This is a genomic window from Acidovorax sp., assembly GCF_046291265.1.
Lineage (GTDB): Bacteria > Pseudomonadota > Gammaproteobacteria > Burkholderiales > Burkholderiaceae_C > Acidovorax.
Window position 1 is genome coordinate 81,547 of sequence record NZ_JBKBTV010000003.1, and the last position, 16,500, is coordinate 98,046.

The window sequence follows — 16,500 nt, forward strand, 5'->3', positions numbered from 1 at the left end:
CTTTGGTAGGGACTTGCGCCTATCCATCAGACCAACCAAATACCCGTTCGGGCTGAGCTTGTCGAAGCCTTGCGCGGCGCTTCGACAAGCTCAGCGTGAACGGGTTTGCTTTTTTTGAACGCAAATTGGCAAGACGAGGTCTGCTGAAACTGCATCCCCACAGCCCGTCCTTGCACGGGCTGTGTCACTACAGAGAGACGATTGCACATGGGTCACACCCGATTTTCCGATCCCAAGATCCTGGTGGCGCTGGCGCTGCTGTGTTGCCTGCTCTGGGGCAGCTCCTACCCCGCCATCAAAACCGGCTACGCCTGGTTCAGCATCGCCCGCGATGACATCCCCACCCAACTGGTGTTCGCAGGCTGGCGCTTTCTGGGCGCGGGGCTGATCCTGCTGGCCTGGGCCGTGGCCACGCGCAAGGCCATCTGGGGCCTGGGCTTTGTGGCCGGGCGGCAACTGGTGGTGCTGGGCTTGGCGCAGACCACACTGCAATACGTATTCTTCTACGTGGGGGTCGCGCACACCACGGGCGTCAAGGCCTCCATCATGAACGCCACCGGCACCTTCTTCAGCGTGCTGCTGGCGCACTGGGTCTATCACAACGACCGCCTGAGCCACGCCAAGCTGTGGGGCTGCGTGGTGGGGTTTGCGGGGGTGATGGTGGTGAACCTGGGGCGCGGCACGCTGGACATGGACTTCACGCTGCTGGGCGAAGGTTTTGTGGTGATCGCCGCCTTCGTGCTGGCCGCAGCCAGCATCTACGGCAAGCAGGTGTCGCAGCGCATGGATTCTGTGGTGATGACGGGTTGGCAACTGGGGCTGGGCGGGGCCGCGTTGCTGGCCATTGGCTGGGGCCTGGGCGGCTCGCTCACAGGTTTTACCTGGGGCTCGAGCGTGTTGTTGGTGTACCTGGCGTTGCTGTCATCGGCCGCGTTTTCGCTGTGGAGCATTTTGCTCAAACACAACCGCGTGAGCCAGGTCACGGTGTTCAACTTCACGGTGCCGGTGTTTGGCGCGGCGCTGTCGGCGATCTTCCTGGGCGAGGCGCTGCTGGAGTGGAAGAACCTGCTGGCCCTGGTGCTGGTGTGTGTGGGCATCTGGCTGGTCACGCGCGATGCGCCCGCCGCATCTGCCACCAAATAGACTCTCAGCCATGGCTTACTCCCTTTCACGCAAAGCGTTTCAACAAGAATTGAACGGTCGGCCCGCCGACCTCTTCACCCTGCGCGGTGCCGGTGGCCTGCAGGTAGCCGTCAGCAACTACGGCGCACGGCTGGTGCAGGTGGCGGTGCCCGACGGGCAGGGCGGGCTCGTCGATGTGGCGCTGGGCTATGACAGCCTGCAGGGCTACCTGGACGGGCAACTCTCCATGGGCGCCCTCATAGGCCGCTGGGCTGGGCGGTTGCGCAGTGGTTTGTTGACTCTGCCCGATGGCGCACAGCGGCAGCTGCCCATCAACAGCGGCCCGCACCACCACCATGGCGGGCCCAAGGGCAGCCGCTTTCAGGTGTTTGCGGTGGACGACGTGCAAGCCGATGCGCTCACCCTGAGCCACACCTTTCGCACCGAGGACGACGGCGTGCCCGGCACGCTCCGCCTGCAACTGCGCCTGCACATCACGGCCGACAACGCGCTGCACATGGCGTGGACGGGCGAGGCGCTGGACGCCCCCACGCTGCTCAACATCACCGGGCATGCGTTCTTCAACCTGACGGGTGCGGGCAGCACCCACGGCCACACCCTGCACGTGCCCGCCAGCCGCTACATACCGCTGGCAGCCGATGTGTGTCCCAGCGGGTTGGTACAGCCTGTGGATGCCACGCCGTTTGACCTTCGCCAAGCGTGCAGCGTAGGTGCCGCCGTGGCGGAGCCCAGCGAGCAGCTGGCGCTGGCGGGTGGGCTGGACCACTACCTGGTGCTGGATGACCACGTGTGGGATGAAGGAGGCGCGGCGCTCACGCCACCTGCGTCACCCATCACGCCGCAGCAGGGCCTGCGCCTTGCAGCGCTGGTGAGCGAGCCTCTCTCCGGTCGCACCATGGAGGTATGGAGTACCGCACCCGGTGTGCAGGTGTATGCGGGCCACGGCCTCAAGGCCGATCCGGTGCGCGACCTGGGGCGCGGCGCAGAGCCGGGCGGCTGGCTGTGGCAGCCGGGCGACGGCATCTGCCTGGAACCTATGGAGTATCCCGATGCGCCCAACCAGCCGGGGTTTCCGGTGCGTTGGCTGGCGCCGGGCGACGTGGTGCAAGGGGCCATCGTGTACCGTTTCACGGGCTGAGGCGTGCGACGACCCTGTTTTTGTATTTTTTAAGTGTTTTTGGCCTCTAGCGCTTATTCCATAAACGCTAATAGCTATCAATTTAGTAGCTATTGGCTCAGCATTCATCCACTGGGAGCCGTTGGGGCTGAGCGTTGTCGAAGCGCCGCGCGAGTCTCTGGCAAGCCTGTCCTGAGCCTGCCGAAGGGCTCCCTCCTCACACGGCGCCGCCCGGTTCAAGCTGCGGCAGCCGCCCCATTGGCATCGCTTTGCAGATGCGCCTGCACCACCGCCGCCAGCCAGTCCATCACGACACGCACGCGCTGGGGCAGGTGGCGGCGGTGTGGGTACAGCAGCGTGACCGGCATGGGCGGTGCAGGGTGGTGGGACAGCACCTCCACCAGCAGCCCCCGGTCGATGAGCTCCCGCACGCCCAGCAGGGGCGCCTGGATCAACCCCAGCCCCGCTGCGCAGGCGCCCAGGTAGGCCTCGGCGCTGTTGACGGTCACGCGCCCAGCCATGGGGTGAAACTGCGGGCTGCCGTCGTCCTCCATCGTTTCAAACCCGGCGGACTTTGTGCCCAGCGTGCTCACGTAGTGCACCAGGTCGTGCTGCGCCAGGTCGGCCAGCGTGTGGGGTGTGCCCTTGCGCGCCAGGTAGCCGGGGCTGGCGCAGGTGGCCACGCGCACCAGGCCCAGTGGGCGCGCCACCAGCCCGGGCTCTGCCACCGGGCCCACGCGGATCACGCAGTCAAAGCCTTCGCGCACCAGGTCCACGCGGCGGTCGGTGCTGCTCAGTTCCACCTCCAGCAGCGGGTGGCGGGCCAGCAGATCGGGCAGGGCGGGCAGCACCAGCTGGCGCGCAATGCCGGTGGACATGTCGATGCGCACCCGCCCGCGCAGGGCCGTGCCGTCGGGCTGCTGGAACATGGCCTGCAGCTCGTCCACATCGTCCAGCAAGTCCTTGCAGCGCTCGTAGTAAGCCTGCCCGTCCTGCGTGAGCTGCACGCGCCGGGTGGTGCGGTGCAGCAGGCGTGTGCCCAGTTGCGCCTCCAGTTGCTGCACTGCCAGCGAGGCGCTGGCCTTGGGCAGGCCCAGCACCTGGGCCGCCTGGGTGAAGCTGCTGAGTTCGGCCACGCGCGCAAAGATCTGCATCCGGTCGATGGGGCTCATTGTTTTTCTCCAATGGACAATGAATCTGATTTTGCACGGTTTATCTGTACTGCAGGCCCCAATACAGTTCATCTCAGCCCGCTCACACGGTGTGACCAGGGCCCAGACACTGCAAAGGACATTGCCATGACAACCACTTCATCGACCCCTTCCTCCACCCCCATCGTGCTCATCACCGGCGGCAGCCGGGGCCTGGGCCGCAACACGGCGCTGGCTGCCGCGCGCAGCGGCATCGACGTGGTGCTGACCTACCGCCAGCAGGCCGCCGAAGCCCAGGCGGTAGCGGCAGAAATCGAAACCCTGGGTCGCCGCGCTGTGGCCTTGCCGCTGGATGTGGGCGACGTAGCCAGCTTCGAAGCCTTCGCCGCACATCTGCAGCAAACCCTGCGCAGCCATTGGCAGCGCGAGCGTTTTGACTTTCTGGTCAACAACGCCGGTATGGGCGTGCATGCGCCCATCACCGAGACCACCGAAGCGCAGTTTGATGCGCTGGTCAACGTGCACCTGAAGGGCGTGTTCTTCCTCACGCAGCGCTTGTTGCCGCTGATGAACGACGGCGGCCGCATCCTGAACCTGTCGTCGGGCCTGGCGCGCTTCGCCCTGCCGGGCTACGCCGCCTACGCCGCCATGAAGGGCGCCATCGAGGTGCTAAGCCGCTACCTGGCCAAAGAACTGGGCCCGCGCGGCATCACCGTGAACGTGGTGGCCCCCGGCGCTATCGAGACCGACTTTGGCGGCGGTGCCGTACGCGACAACGCCCAGCTCAATGCGTTTGTGGCTGCGCAGACGGCTCTGGGCCGTGTGGGTGTGCCGGACGACATCGGCCCGCTGGTCGCATCGCTGCTGCAACCGGCCACACGCTGGGTGAACGCCCAGCGCATTGAGGCGTCGGGCGGCATGTTCCTGTGAACAAGAGAACACCCCCCTGAGTCGCTTCGCGCCTTCCCCCCGCTCTCGCATCGCTGCGCGATGCGGGCAGGGGGACGCCACCCGTGCGGCGGGGCGGCCCTTGCACGGTGGCACTGGTCTGGGGCAGTGCCGATGTCGACGGCTCTCGGGACGAAACAGGAATGCTGTCCAGATACCCATGGGCACATCACGCCGCCTAAGTTTCGTCTAAGTGTCGGTGCCCACACTGCCTTCCATCACCACCCGACTGGAAAGGCAGAACCCCATGAACAACACCCTCACCTCCACCCCCCGCCGCCTCATCCTGGCCCTGGTGGCCGCCGGGGCCGTGGGAGCCACGGGCGCTGGCCTCATCTCGGGGCACCAGGCGCGCGCGTCTGCGCCCACCACGCCCATCGTGGCGCAGGCCGCGTTGGCCCCCGGCGGTGCGCTGCCCAGCTTTGCGCAGATCACCGCGCAGAACGGCCCGGCTGTGGTCAACATCAGCGTGACGGGCAGCACCAAGACGGCGATGGCCAACGATGACGACGATGACGAGCAACCCGCTGCCCGCCAGGGCCGTGGCCCGCAGATCGACCCGAACGATCCTTTCTATGAATTCTTCCGCCAGTTCGGTTTTCCCGGTGGCGGCGCGCAGAGCCGTCCCAACGTGCCCACGCACGGCCAGGGCTCGGGTTTCATCGTCAGCCCCGACGGGCTGGTGCTGACCAATGCCCATGTGGTCAAGGGCGCGAGCGAGGTGGTCGTCAAACTCACCGACCGGCGCGAGTTCCGCGCCAAAGTGCTGGGCGCCGACCCCAAGACCGACGTGGCCGTGCTCAAGATCGACGCCAAGGATTTGCCCACCGTGCGCCTGGGCAGCACGCGCGACCTGCAGGTGGGCGAATGGGTGCTGGCCATCGGCTCGCCCTTCGGTTTTGAAAACAGTGTGACGGCGGGTGTGGTCAGTGCCAAGGGTCGCTCGCTGCCCGACGACAGCCTGGTGCCCTTCATCCAGACCGACGTGGCCGTGAACCCCGGCAACTCTGGCGGGCCGCTGTTCAATGCGCGCGGCGAGGTGGTGGGCATCAACTCGCAGATCTACAGCCGCTCGGGCGGCTACCAGGGCGTGTCGTTCTCCATCCCCATCGAGCTGGCCGCCAAGATCAAGGACCAGATTGTGGCCACCGGCAAGGTGCGCCACGCGCAGCTGGGCGTGGCCGTGCAGGAGGTGAACCAGGCGTTTGCCGAATCCTTCCAGCTGGACAAGCCCGAGGGCGCGTTGGTCGCCAGCGTCAGCAAAGGCAGCCCGGCCGACAAGGCGGGCCTGCAAGCCGGTGACGTGATCCGCCAGGTGGACGGCCAGCCCATCGTGGCCTCGGGCGACTTGCCCGCCTGGGTGGGCCAGGCGCAGCCCGGCCAGCAGGCCAAGCTGTCGGTGTGGCGCCAGGGCAAGCCCGTGGAGCTGACCGCGACGCTGGGCGACGCCAGCGACAAGACGAGCAAGCAGGCGCGCAACGACGATGCCGTGGGCAAGGGCCAGCTGGGCCTGTCGCTGCGCCCGCTGGACCCCGAAGAGCGCCGCGAGGTGGGAGTGAGCGAGGGCCTCGTGATCGAACAGGCGCGCGGCCCCGCGGCAGCTGCCGGCGTGCAGCCGGGCGATGTGCTGCTGGCCATCAACGGCGCACCTGCCAAGAGCATCGAGCAGGTGCGCGCGGCCATGGCCAAGGCAGGCAACGGCAAGTCGGTGGCGTTGCTGATCGAGCGCGATGGCAACAAGATCTTTGTGCCCGTGCGTTTGGGGTGAAGTAGTACCTGCGGGAGGCGGCCGTGCCTATCTTTGAGTCGGCATCTTTGAACTTGAACGATCCGTTCGGGCTGAGCTTGTCGAAGCCTGGCTCGGCACTTCGATAAGCGGTCCTGAGTCTGTCGCAGCCGTGCCAGCACTTCGACAGGCTCAGTGTGAACGGTTGGGGTGGCACGGAAGGCGGTTCCGCAGTCTTTGCCCATCCCCCCACCCGTTCGGGCTGAGCCCGTCGAAGCCGGAGCACCACCCCACCGCCATTGGCTATGCTTGCCCACCATGCGCCTCTTGCTAGTTGAAGACGACCCCATGATCGGCGAAGCCGTGCAAGACCTGCTGCGCGCCGAACACTACGCTGTGGACTGGGCGCGTGACGGCGACGCCGCCGACACGGCATTGCGCACCCAGCCCTACGACCTCGTGCTGCTGGACCTGGGCCTGCCCAAGCGCGACGGCATCACCGTGCTGCGCGACTTGCGCACCCGCAAGAACCGCACCCCGGTTTTGGTCGCCACGGCCCGCGACGCCGTGGCCCAGCGCATTGAAGGGCTCGACGCCGGGGCCGACGACTACGTGCTCAAACCCTACGACCTGGACGAGCTGCTGGCCCGCATCCGCGCGCTCCTGCGCCGCGCCGCCGGGCGAGCCGAGCCGGTGTACGAACACAAGGGCGTGTGCATCAACCCCGCCACGCGCGAGGCCACGGTGCAGGGCGTGCCTGTGGTGCTGTCGGCGCGCGAATGGGCGGTGCTGGAGCCGCTGCTCGCCCGGCCCGGCATGGTGCTGTCGCGCCAGCAGCTCGAAGACAAGCTCTACGGCTGGGGCGACGAGGTGAGCAGCAACGCGGTGGAGGTCTACATCCACGGCCTGCGCAAGAAGCTGGGGGCCGAGGTGCTGCTCAACGTGCGCGGCGTCGGCTACTTGGTACCGAAAGCATGACCGACAAGCTCGCCCAAGGCCTGCGTGGGTTGCTGCCCCGATCACTGCGCATGCGGCTGTTGGTGTTCCTGCTCGCAGCCATCGTGCTGGCGGGCGCAGTGCAGGGCGCGCTGGCCTACCGCGGCGCGCTGGCCGAGGCCGATGCGCTGTTCGACTACCACATGCAGCAAACCGCGCTGGCCCTGCGTTCCGGCCTGCCGGTGGATGCGCAGGACAACGCCCTGGGCCTTGACCCTGGCGACGAGAACCAGGAGTTCATCGTGCAGGTCTGGACCAACGAAGGCTTGCGCATTTTTGAGTCGGCGCTGGACGTGGCCTTGCCGCAGTTGGCAGTGCTCGGGTTTGCCAACGTGCAGGCCCGCGGTGGCACCTACCGCGTGTTTTCGCTGCAAACGCGTGCGCAGGTGATCCAGGTGGCACAGAACATGGCCAAGCGCCGCGAGATGGCGCGCACGCTGGCGCTGCGCACCTTGGCACCTTTGGCTTTCATGGCGCCGCTGCTGATTCTGGCGGTGTGGTGGGGCGTGAGCCGGTCGCTCGCCCCGGTGGAACGCGTGCGCCGCCAACTGGCCCAGCGCCAGGCCGACGACCTGTCGCCCGTGAGCGATGCAGAGCTGCCCGACGAAGTGCAGCCGCTGGTCAGTGAACTCAACCTGCTGTTTGAGCGCGTGCAGCGCGCCTTCGACGCGCAGGAACATTTCGTGGCCGACGCCGCCCACGAACTGCGCTCGCCCTTGGCCGCGCTGCGCCTGCAATTGCAGGGCCTGCAGCGCGCGGGCGACGACGCGGCGCGTGCTGCCGCCATCGAACGCCTTTCGGCTGGCATTGACCGCGCCACGCGCTTGGTCGAACAGTTGCTGACGCTGGCCCGGCAAGAGGCCAGCACCGCCACCACCGACCCGGTGGACCTGCGCTCTGCAGCGCAACTCGCCCTGGCCGACGTGGCCCCCGCTGCCCAGGCGCGCAACATCGATACCGGCTTGCTCGAATCCGACACTGCCACCGTGCCCGTGATCGTGCGTGGTAGTGCCGAGGCCCTGCGCATGCTGGCGCGCAATCTGCTCGACAACGCCACCAAATACACCCCACCGGGCGGCCAGGTGGACCTGCAGGTGCGCAGCGACGGTGGCCACGCCGTGCTCACGGTGGAAGACAGCGGCCCCGGCATTGCCCCCGAACACCGCGGGCGCGTGATGCAGCGTTTTGTGCGCGAAACGTCCGAAGGCGCCCCCGGCAGCGGCCTGGGCCTGGCCATCGTGCAGGCCATTGCGCAGGCCCATGGCGCCACCATAGCGCTCGACGCCTCGCCGCGCCTGGGGGGTCTGCGGGTCACGGTGCGGTGGGGCTGATGCGTGGGGGCGCAATGCGTCGGAGGCGGTGTAGTCAGTCTGTGATGCTATATTTTCGATAGCTATTAGCGCTTGATAGATAAGCGCTAGAGGCCAAAAAGACTCAATTTTTTTGATCTGGATGACGAGCGGCCCCATCGTCGCCTCTGCGCCACTCCCCGCCAGCGCAGCCCCGCACAATGCGCAGGCGCTGCACACCTAATGTCCCGTCTTCCGTTGACCCAGAAAGCACCCGCATGCACTTCATCGTTCTCGGCGCAGGCGCCATTGGTTGTTATGTGGGTGGGCGCCTGGCAGCGCACGGCCAGCCGGTGTGCCTGGTAGGCCGCCCGCATGCGCTGGAGCCCATCGCCCAGCACGGCTTGAAGGTGACCGACCTCGACGGCTTTGACCGCACCGTGCCCGTGTCTGCGCTGCAACTGGCCCACACGCTGGCAGACGCTGCGCCCAGCGCCGACAGCATCATCCTGCTGTGTGTCAAAAGCGGCGCCACCGAATCCGCCGCGCGCGAGTTGGCCGCTGCCTGCGCCCCCTTCATCTCCCTGAAAACCGGCGTGGACAAGGTGGCCGGCGCCACGGCCGTGGCGCCCGGCCTGAACATGCTGGCCGGCATGGTGCCCTACAACGTCGTGCTGCGCGGCGCCCAGGTGCACCGCGCTACGGCAGGCCACCTGCAGCTGCAGCGCGATGCCGTCACCGAGCGCATCGCGCAGGTCTTCAACGCCGCAGGCCTGGCCACCGTGCTGCCCGCGGACATCCGTGCCGTGCAGTGGGGCAAGCTGCTGCTCAACCTGAACAACCCGGTCAACGCGCTGTCCGATCTGCCCCTGCGGCAAGAGCTGCTCGACCGCGACTGCCGCCGCGTCTTTGCCGCCTTGCAAACCGAGGCCCTGCACGTGATGGCGCGCGCGGGCATCACACCCGCTCAGGTCACCGCCGTGTCGCCCACCCTCATGCCCCATGTGCTGCGGCTGCCCAACTGGCTGTTCACCCGGCTGGCCAAGCGCATGCTGCAGATCGACGCCACGGCCCGCTCGTCGATGTGGGACGACCTGGAGGCTGGACGCGTGACGGAAATCGATGCGCTCAGCGGCGCGGTGGTGCGGCTGGCGGCGCAGCATGGCGCGCGGGCACCGCTGAATGCGCGCATGTGTGAGCTGCTGGGCGGGCCGCGCCAGCGCCTCACGGGTGCGCAGATGCGCAGGGCGCTGGGGCTGTGATGCGGCACTGTCGGGTTACGCCCTGCGGGCTAGCCCGACCTACCCATCTACCTAGCTACCAAGAGCCTGCTCCGCGGCCATCTCGTAGGTCGGGTTAGCGCAGCGTAACCCGACGCTTGTCACTCACCACCGATGCCTTCGAAAGGCTGTGGAGCATGGCCCCAGTCCGCAGGGTAAACGCCCGCAGCAACGTAGCGGTGAAAGCTGGAATAGGGCCAGTCCACCGCTGCGGTCACCAGCCCATGCTTCACAGGGTTGTCGTGGATGTAGTCCACGTGGCGCGCGAAATCCTGTTCATCGCGCACCATGTGCTCCCAATACCGGTGTTGCCAGACGGCCTGTTCATGCTTGGCGGCTCTGGCAGCGTCTGGCGGAGCGCGCAGAGCAGCGGGGCTGTGTTTGGTGAACCAGGTTTTGATCAATCGCCAGCGGGTTGCAAAGTCGGCGTCTTCGGGCGGCAGCGTCCAGATGCAGTGCAAGTGGTCCGGCAGAACCACCATGGCGTCGATGTGAAACGGGCGCGACTGGCGAACTGTCCGGAAGGCTGCGCGCAAGGTCTCCAGGGCTTCTTCTGATTGGAGGATGGGGCGCCGTTCATGCGTAACCACCGTAAAAAACAAGGTGGCCCCGGGGGTGAAGGCGCGTCGGTATTGCATGGGGTTTGATGGGCGAGTGTCTTGCTTCTTGGGAGGTGTCGCCTCGTTTGCGTAGGTCGGGTTAGCGCAGCGTAGCCCGACGCTTGCTGCCTCCCTTGGCGTGACCGTCGGGTTACGCCCTGCGGGCTAACCCGACCTACGTGCTACTGGTTGCAAGCGCTACGTCCAGCGGCACGCGCAGCCCAGTCTTCAGGCTCGCCAGCGCGACCGAGGTTCTGAACCGCTTGATGTTGTCGTCCCCCTCGAACAGTCGCCGCGTCAGCGCTTCATAGTCGGCCATCGACGCGACATTCACCACCAGCAGATAGTCCGCCTCGCCCGTCACGCCGTAGCACTGCTGCACGGCGTCTTCGGCGGCGATGCGGGCGCGCAGCGGGGCGGTGCGGTCGGGGCGTTCGTTTTCCAGGTGCACTTCCAGCACGATGGTCAGCGGCATGCCGACCTTGGCAGGGTCGAGCACCGCCACGTTGGCGCGGATCACGCCGCTGTCTTTCAGCCGCTGTATGCGGCGCTGCACAGCGGGGGCCGACAGGTTCACCGCTTGGGCAATCACGCGCTGGGGCGTGGTGTTGTCGGTTTGCAGAATCTCCAGGATGGCGAGGTCAAAACGATCAAACGCAGCGGGGGCGGCCATGGAATGCTCCGGTGGGGTGAGCGAAAGTTGCATGCAGACCCTGAAATTCGAGCAAAAAGCACGCCCAGGTCGCACTACATTTTCAGGCATGAGTGCTTCACCCCTTCAACGTTTTGTTCCTTTTCTCGCCGTTCTGGGCTCTGTCACGGCCTTGGGCATTGGCACGTCGTGGGCCAAACACTGGCTGTTCCCTATGGTGGGGGCGCAGGGCACCACGGCAGTGCGGGTGGGGTTTTCGGCTTTGCTGGTGCTGCTGCTGTGGCGGCCCTGGCGCTGGCACCTTTCGCGCACCGACGCGCGTGCGGTGATTTTGTATGGCGCCGCGCTGGGCGCGATGAACCTCATGTTCTATATGTCACTGCGCACCCTGCCGTTTGGCCTGGCCGTGGCGATTGAGTTCTCGGGGCCGCTGGCGGTGGCCATCTGGTCGTCGCGGCGGGCGGTGGATTTTGTGTGGGTGGCCCTGGCCATGGCCGGGCTGGCCCTGCTGCTGCCCCTGGGGCTGAACAGCAGCGCGCTGGACCCGGTGGGTGTGATGTATGCGCTGGGAGCAGCCGTGGCGTGGGCGCTGTACATCGTGTTCGGCAAACGCGCCGGGCACCTGCATGCAGGGCATACGGTGTCGCTGGGTCTGCTGGTGGCGGCGCTGGTGGTGGTGCCGGTGGGCGTGGTGCATGCGGGCGCTGCGCTACTGTCGCCCACCGTGCTGCTCATCGGCGTGGCGGTGGCGGCGGTCTCCAGCGCCATTCCGATCTCGCTGGAGATGATGGCCCTGAAGCGCCTGCCCAAGGAAGCCTTCGGCATCATGATCAGCATGGAGCCCGCGGTGGCGGCCGTGCTGGCCTTGATGCTGCTGGGCGAGCACCTGAGCGCCATTCAGTGGTTGGCGATTGGCTTGATCGTATCGGCGTCGATGGGGACGGCCGTGACGGCGGGGCGGCCTGCTGCGGTGGCGGGGGAACAGCGGCCACAGGCGGTGTGACGGGAAGCAACATCGCGCTAGCTTTCGCGCTGCGTCCCTTTCACGCCGTTGCGGCCAGCTCGCTCCACGCATCCCCCAGCGCCTGTGCCTGCTGCAGCACCAGCTCCACGGCGGCGGCTTCCAGGTCGGGCGGGTATTTGTATTTGCGCAGGATGCGTTTGACCATCAGGCGCAGCTTGGCTTGCACGCTCTCGCGCTCGGTCCAGTCCACCGTCAGGTTCTTGCGCAGGTTGCCGGTCAGTTCGTGGGCGATTTTTTTCAGTGTGTCGTCGCTCAGCTCGCGCACGGCAGATTCGTTGTCGGCCAGCGCGGAGTAAAACCGCACCTCGTCTTCGGTCAGCCCCAGCTTGTCGGCCAGGCCATGCGCCTCGCGGAATTGGCGGGCCATGTCCAGCAGCTCTTCCATCACCTGGGCGGTTTCAATGCTGCGGTTCTGGTAGCGCACGATCACCCCACCCAGCAGGTCCGAGAACTTTTTGCTCTGCACCACATTGCTGGCAAAGCGGCTTTTGATTTCGCCCTCCAGCAGGCGCTCCAGCAGCTCCACCGCCAGGTTGCGTTCGGGCAGCGCGCGCACCTGGGCCAGAAAGCCTTCGTCCAGCAGGCCAATGTTCGGCTTCTCCAGCCCCACGGCGTCAAAAATGTCCACCACGCTTTCAGACACCACCGCCTGGCTGATGATCTGGCGCACGGCCAGCTCGCGCTGTTCGTCGGTGCGTTGTTTGGCGGTGATGTCGCGCTTGGTCAAGATCACCTTCACCGCCTGCATAAAAGCCACTTCCTCGCGCACCGCCTTGGCCTCGTCCAGCGTGCAGCTCAACGTGAAGGCGTGGCTCATTGCCAAGGCCGTGTCGGCAAACCGTTTTTTGCCGTCTTGCCCAGCCTGGCGTGGCAGCCCCAGCACGTGGTTGGCAGCACCCGCCAGCACGCGGTGGCCTCCCGTCAAAAAGCCGCTGTAGTCAAACCCGTGCAGCAGCGTGCGCAGCACATCCAGCTTTTCCAGCACCACGCTGAACGCCTCGTGCGCGTCCACCGTGGGGCGGCCCCGGCCGTGGGCGGCGGTGTATTCCTTCATGGCGGCTTTGAGCTCATTGCCGATGCCGATGTAGTCCACCACCAGGCCGCCCTGCTTGTTCTGGAACACGCGGTTCACGCGGGCAATGGCCTGCATCAGGTTGTGGCCCTTCATGGGTTTGTCCACATACAGCGTGTGCACGCAGGGCGCGTCAAAGCCGGTCAGCCACATGTCGCGCACGATCACGATGCGCAGCGGGTCGGCCGGGTCTTTGAAGCGCTTTGCCAGCCGCTTTTTGACCTGCGCGCTGTAAATATGGGGGCGCAGCAGGGCTTTGTCGCTGGCACTCCCGGTCATCACGATCTTGATGGCGCCCAGCTCCGGGTCGGCGTGGTGCCACTCGGGGCGCAGGCGCACGATCTCGTTGTACAGGTGCGCGCAGATGTCGCGGCTCATGGCCACCACCATGGCCTTGCCGCGCTGGGCGGTGTTGCGCTCTTCAAAATGCGCCACCAGGTCTTGCGCCACGCGGGCCACCCGGGGCTCGGCGCCCACCACTTGTTCCAGCGCGGCCCAGCGGCTTTTCAGGCGCGACTGCACGCTTTCTTCCTCGTCCTCGGCCAGCTCGTCCACCTCGGCGTCGATGCTGGGCAGTTCGTCGGCCTTCAGGCCCAGCTTGACCATGCGGCTTTCGTAGTAGATGGCCACGGTGGCGCCGTCTTCCTTGGCCTGCTGCATGTCGTACACGTGGATGTAGTCGCCAAACACCGCGCGCGTGTCGCGGTCGGTGCCGCTTACTGGCGTGCCGGTAAACGCGACAAAGGTGGCGTTGGGCAGGGCATCGCGCAGGTGCTGGGCGTAACCCACCTGGTAGTGCTCCCGAGGGCGTTCTACCGTGTTCGCTTCGGTGCCTGCTCGGTAGGTGGGCGGCGCAAACTCGGCGCGGTGTGCGGGTGCGGTGCCGCTGCCTGTGGTGATGGGGTTTGCTACTCTATTAGTAGCTGGTAGCGCTTGTGTATCAAGCGCTAGAGCCTGATTTGGCTTGAATTTTTCCTTTCCATCGGCCTTGCGCACCTTCAGCCGCGCCTCAAACCCGTACTGCGTGCGGTGCGCTTCGTCGGCAATCACCACGATGTTGTGGCGGTCAGACAGCATCGGGTAGCTGTCCTCGTCCTCGCCGGGCATGAACTTCTGGATGGTGGCAAACACAATGCCGCCCGAGGGCCGGTTGGCCAGCAGTGTGCGCAGCTCTTGCCGGGTGCGGGCCTGCACGGGCTGCTCGCGCAGCAGGTCTTGCGCCAGGCCAAACACGCCCAGCAGCTGGCCGTCCAGGTCGTTGCGGTCGGTGATGACGACGATGGTCGGGTTTTGCAGCGCGGGCTCCTGCATCACGCGGGCGGCAAAGCAGGTCATGGTGATGCTCTTGCCGCTGCCCTGCGTGTGCCACACCACGCCGCCTTTTCCTTTGATGGCCGGGTTTCCTGGGTCTACGCCACCACCCGGCATGGCAGCAGCCACCACCTGCGCAATGGCGGCGCGCACCGCATGAAACTGGTGGTAGCCCGCGATCTTTTTCACCAGCTGGCCATCGTCCTCAAACAGCACAAAGTAGCGCAGGTAATCGAGCAGGTACTGCGGTGCCAGCACGCCGCGCACCAGGGTCTGCAGTTCGTTGAACTGGCCCAGCGGGTCCAGCGTGGCGCCGTCTATCGTGCGCCACGCCATGAAGCGCTCGGCGCTTGCGCTCAGCGACCCCAGCAGCGCCTCGGTGCCGTCCGAAATCACCAGCACCTCGTTGGTGTGAAACAGGTCCGGGATCTGCTCTTTGTACGTCTGGATCTGGTCGTAAGCCTTCCACACGCTGGCGGCCTGGTCGGCAGGGTTCTTCAGCTCCAGCAGCGCCAGCGGCAGGCCGTTCACAAACAACACCACGTCGGGCCGACGCGTGTGGCGCGGCCCGCGCACGCTGAACTGGTTGACCGCCAGCCAGTCGTTGCGCTCGGGCGCGGCCCAGTCCACCAGGCGCACAAAGTCGCCCACCGGTTCGTTGCCGCGCTGGTACTGCACCGGCACGCCCGCCACCAGCAGCCGGTGAAACCGCCGGTTGGCCGCCAGCAGCGCCGGCACACCCAGGTCCTGCACCTGCGCCAGTGCGTCATCGATGGCCACCACGGGCACGCCAGGGTTCAGCCGCATCAGCGCCGCCCGCAGCCGCCCCGCCAGCAGCACCTGGCGGTAGTCGCTGCGCTCGGGCGCGGGGCCGTCGGGGGCGATGTCGGGGCCTGAAATGGGGGTGTAGCCCACGTCTTGCAGCCAGGCCAGGGTTTCGCGTTCGAGCTGGTCTTCGGTCATGGTGCAGCGCTCTCATGCTTGTCCAGCAAAATCTGGTTCAGCGCCTGGTTCACGTAGTAGTTGCTGCGCCCTACCTTCTGCTTTTGCACAAAGCCGCTGGCCGCCAGGGCATCGAGGTACTTGGTGGCCGTCAGCCGCGACACCTGTAAATCGCGTTGCAAAAAATCAATCTTGGTATACGGGTGCGTGAACAGGTTGTTGATCAAATCCTGGCTGTAAAACTTGTGCTGCGCCCGGATGCGGTGCTTGTAGTCAAACAGCGCCGTCTTGATGGCATGGATGGTGGCCAGTGTCTGTGCGGCTGTCTGCTCCACGGCGCCCAGCATGTAGAGCACCCAGTCCTCCCAGTTGTCGTCGTCGCGCACGGTTTGCAGCAAGCGGTAATAGTCGGCCTTGGTTCGCACGATGTGCTTGCTCAGGTACAGCACCGGAATGTCCAGCAGCCCCTCTTTCACCAGATAAAGCACATTCACGATGCGCCCAGTGCGGCCATTGCCGTCGTAAAACGGGTGAATGCTTTCAAACTGGTGGTGCGCCAGCGCCATCTTGATAAGGGGGTCTACCGCGAACACATCGGGGTCGTTCAGAAACCGCTCCAAATCCCCCATCAACGACACAATTTCGGCCGGATCTTGCGGTGGCGTGTACACCGTGCGCCCTGCACCGTCTTTCAGTGCCGTGCCCGGCAGTTTGCGAAAACCTGCGTTGTTGCGCTCCAACTCGCTCTGAGTCTGGATGATGTGGTTGGCCGTGAGCAGCCCGCTGGCGCGCACCTGCTCAAACCCGACCCGTAGCGCCTGGCGGTAGCGCAGCACCTCTTTGGCGGCGGGGTTGGCAAACGCCTCGGGCAGCACGTCGTCCTTGAACAACTCGTCGTGCGTGGTGACGATGTTCTCAATCTCGGAGCTGTCCTTGGCCTCTTGCAGGCCCAGGGTGTTGATCAGGATGCCTTGGTTAGGAATCGACGCCGCAATGCCCTTGAGTTCGGCCAGCCTGCGGCTGCTGCTGGCCAGCTTTTTGAGGATGGCAGGCGTGTCGAAGCGGGCGGCGTCCAATTGTTCGAGTGGGTGGAGCATGGGCATGACGGGCCTGCGGCGGACTTCAACGTGTATAGAAAAACTGAATTTCTATACATGTTAGCCAGCATCTGTATAGAAAACACCATTTTTTAACCATGTGCGGTGCGACATGCATAGAAAAACGAGTTTTTAGACATGTCTGACTGCTCT

The 16,500-nt window shown here is 65.8% G+C and carries 13 protein-coding genes; 8 read left to right on the forward strand and 5 right to left on the reverse strand.

Annotation, left to right across the window (positions count from 1 at the left end; all coding sequences use genetic code 11):
• Positions 1-207 precede the first annotated feature (207 nt).
• The gene (locus ACK41V_RS02080) at positions 208-1,143 is read left to right on the forward strand and encodes a DMT family transporter (protein WP_409777119.1); all 936 of its coding nucleotides are present in this window, start codon (positions 208-210) and stop codon (positions 1,141-1,143) included.
• 10 nt (positions 1,144-1,153) lie between these two features.
• A complete protein-coding gene (locus tag ACK41V_RS02085) occupies positions 1,154-2,281 on the forward strand; it encodes an aldose epimerase family protein (RefSeq protein WP_409777122.1) in 1,128 nt (375 codons plus the stop codon).
• A 215-nt stretch (positions 2,282-2,496) separates the two neighbouring features.
• Here the strand turns inward: ACK41V_RS02085 and ACK41V_RS02090 are convergent, their stop codons facing one another.
• The gene (locus ACK41V_RS02090; RefSeq protein WP_409777125.1) at positions 2,497-3,432 is read right to left on the reverse strand and encodes a LysR family transcriptional regulator; all 936 of its coding nucleotides are present in this window, start codon (positions 3,430-3,432) and stop codon (positions 2,497-2,499) included.
• Between the two features lie 126 nt (positions 3,433-3,558).
• On the opposite strand from ACK41V_RS02090, the gene ACK41V_RS02095 reads away from it, so the two are divergent.
• The 5 genes from ACK41V_RS02095 to ACK41V_RS02115 all read left to right on the forward strand — a co-directional run bounded on the left by ACK41V_RS02095 (position 3,559) and on the right by ACK41V_RS02115 (position 9,632).
• The gene (locus tag ACK41V_RS02095) at positions 3,559-4,341 is read left to right on the forward strand and encodes an SDR family NAD(P)-dependent oxidoreductase (RefSeq protein ID WP_409777128.1); all 783 of its coding nucleotides are present in this window, start codon (positions 3,559-3,561) and stop codon (positions 4,339-4,341) included.
• Between the two features lie 265 nt (positions 4,342-4,606).
• A complete protein-coding gene (locus tag ACK41V_RS02100; protein WP_409777131.1) occupies positions 4,607-6,127 on the forward strand; it encodes a DegQ family serine endoprotease in 1,521 nt (506 codons plus the stop codon).
• A 276-nt stretch (positions 6,128-6,403) separates the two neighbouring features.
• On the forward strand, positions 6,404-7,063 hold the full coding sequence (locus ACK41V_RS02105; RefSeq protein ID WP_409777134.1) for a response regulator transcription factor: 660 nt from the start codon (positions 6,404-6,406) through the stop codon (positions 7,061-7,063).
• On the forward strand, positions 7,060-8,412 hold the full coding sequence (locus tag ACK41V_RS02110; protein WP_409777137.1) for an ATP-binding protein: 1,353 nt from the start codon (positions 7,060-7,062) through the stop codon (positions 8,410-8,412). The genes ACK41V_RS02105 and ACK41V_RS02110 overlap by 4 nt, the downstream gene beginning before the upstream one ends.
• Before the next feature lie 236 nt (positions 8,413-8,648).
• Positions 8,649-9,632: a 2-dehydropantoate 2-reductase gene (locus ACK41V_RS02115; protein WP_409777140.1), complete on the forward strand. Its 984-nt coding sequence runs from the start codon at positions 8,649-8,651 to the stop codon at positions 9,630-9,632.
• 119 nt (positions 9,633-9,751) lie between these two features.
• Here the strand turns inward: ACK41V_RS02115 and ACK41V_RS02120 are convergent, their stop codons facing one another.
• Together ACK41V_RS02120 and ACK41V_RS02125 are read right to left on the reverse strand one after the other, a co-directional pair.
• The gene (locus ACK41V_RS02120; RefSeq protein ID WP_409777143.1) at positions 9,752-10,288 is read right to left on the reverse strand and encodes an REP-associated tyrosine transposase; all 537 of its coding nucleotides are present in this window, start codon (positions 10,286-10,288) and stop codon (positions 9,752-9,754) included.
• A gap of 136 nt (positions 10,289-10,424) precedes the next feature.
• On the reverse strand, positions 10,425-10,922 hold the full coding sequence (locus tag ACK41V_RS02125; RefSeq protein WP_409777146.1) for an Lrp/AsnC family transcriptional regulator: 498 nt from the start codon (positions 10,920-10,922) through the stop codon (positions 10,425-10,427).
• Positions 10,923-11,010: 88 nt separating this feature from the next.
• On the opposite strand from ACK41V_RS02125, the gene ACK41V_RS02130 reads away from it, so the two are divergent.
• Entirely contained in the window at positions 11,011-11,904 is an 894-nt protein-coding gene (locus ACK41V_RS02130; RefSeq protein WP_409777148.1) for an EamA family transporter, read from the forward strand.
• Between the two features lie 40 nt (positions 11,905-11,944).
• On the opposite strand, the gene ACK41V_RS02135 is transcribed toward ACK41V_RS02130, so the two are convergent.
• Together ACK41V_RS02135 and ACK41V_RS02140 are read right to left on the reverse strand one after the other, a co-directional pair.
• Positions 11,945-15,271, reverse strand: a complete 3,327-nt coding sequence (locus ACK41V_RS02135; RefSeq protein ID WP_409777151.1) for a type I restriction endonuclease subunit R — start codon at positions 15,269-15,271, stop codon at positions 11,945-11,947.
• Entirely contained in the window at positions 15,268-16,347 is a 1,080-nt protein-coding gene (locus tag ACK41V_RS02140) for a Fic family protein (protein ID WP_409777154.1), read from the reverse strand. The genes ACK41V_RS02135 and ACK41V_RS02140 overlap by 4 nt, the downstream gene beginning before the upstream one ends.
• Positions 16,348-16,500 lie beyond the last annotated feature (153 nt).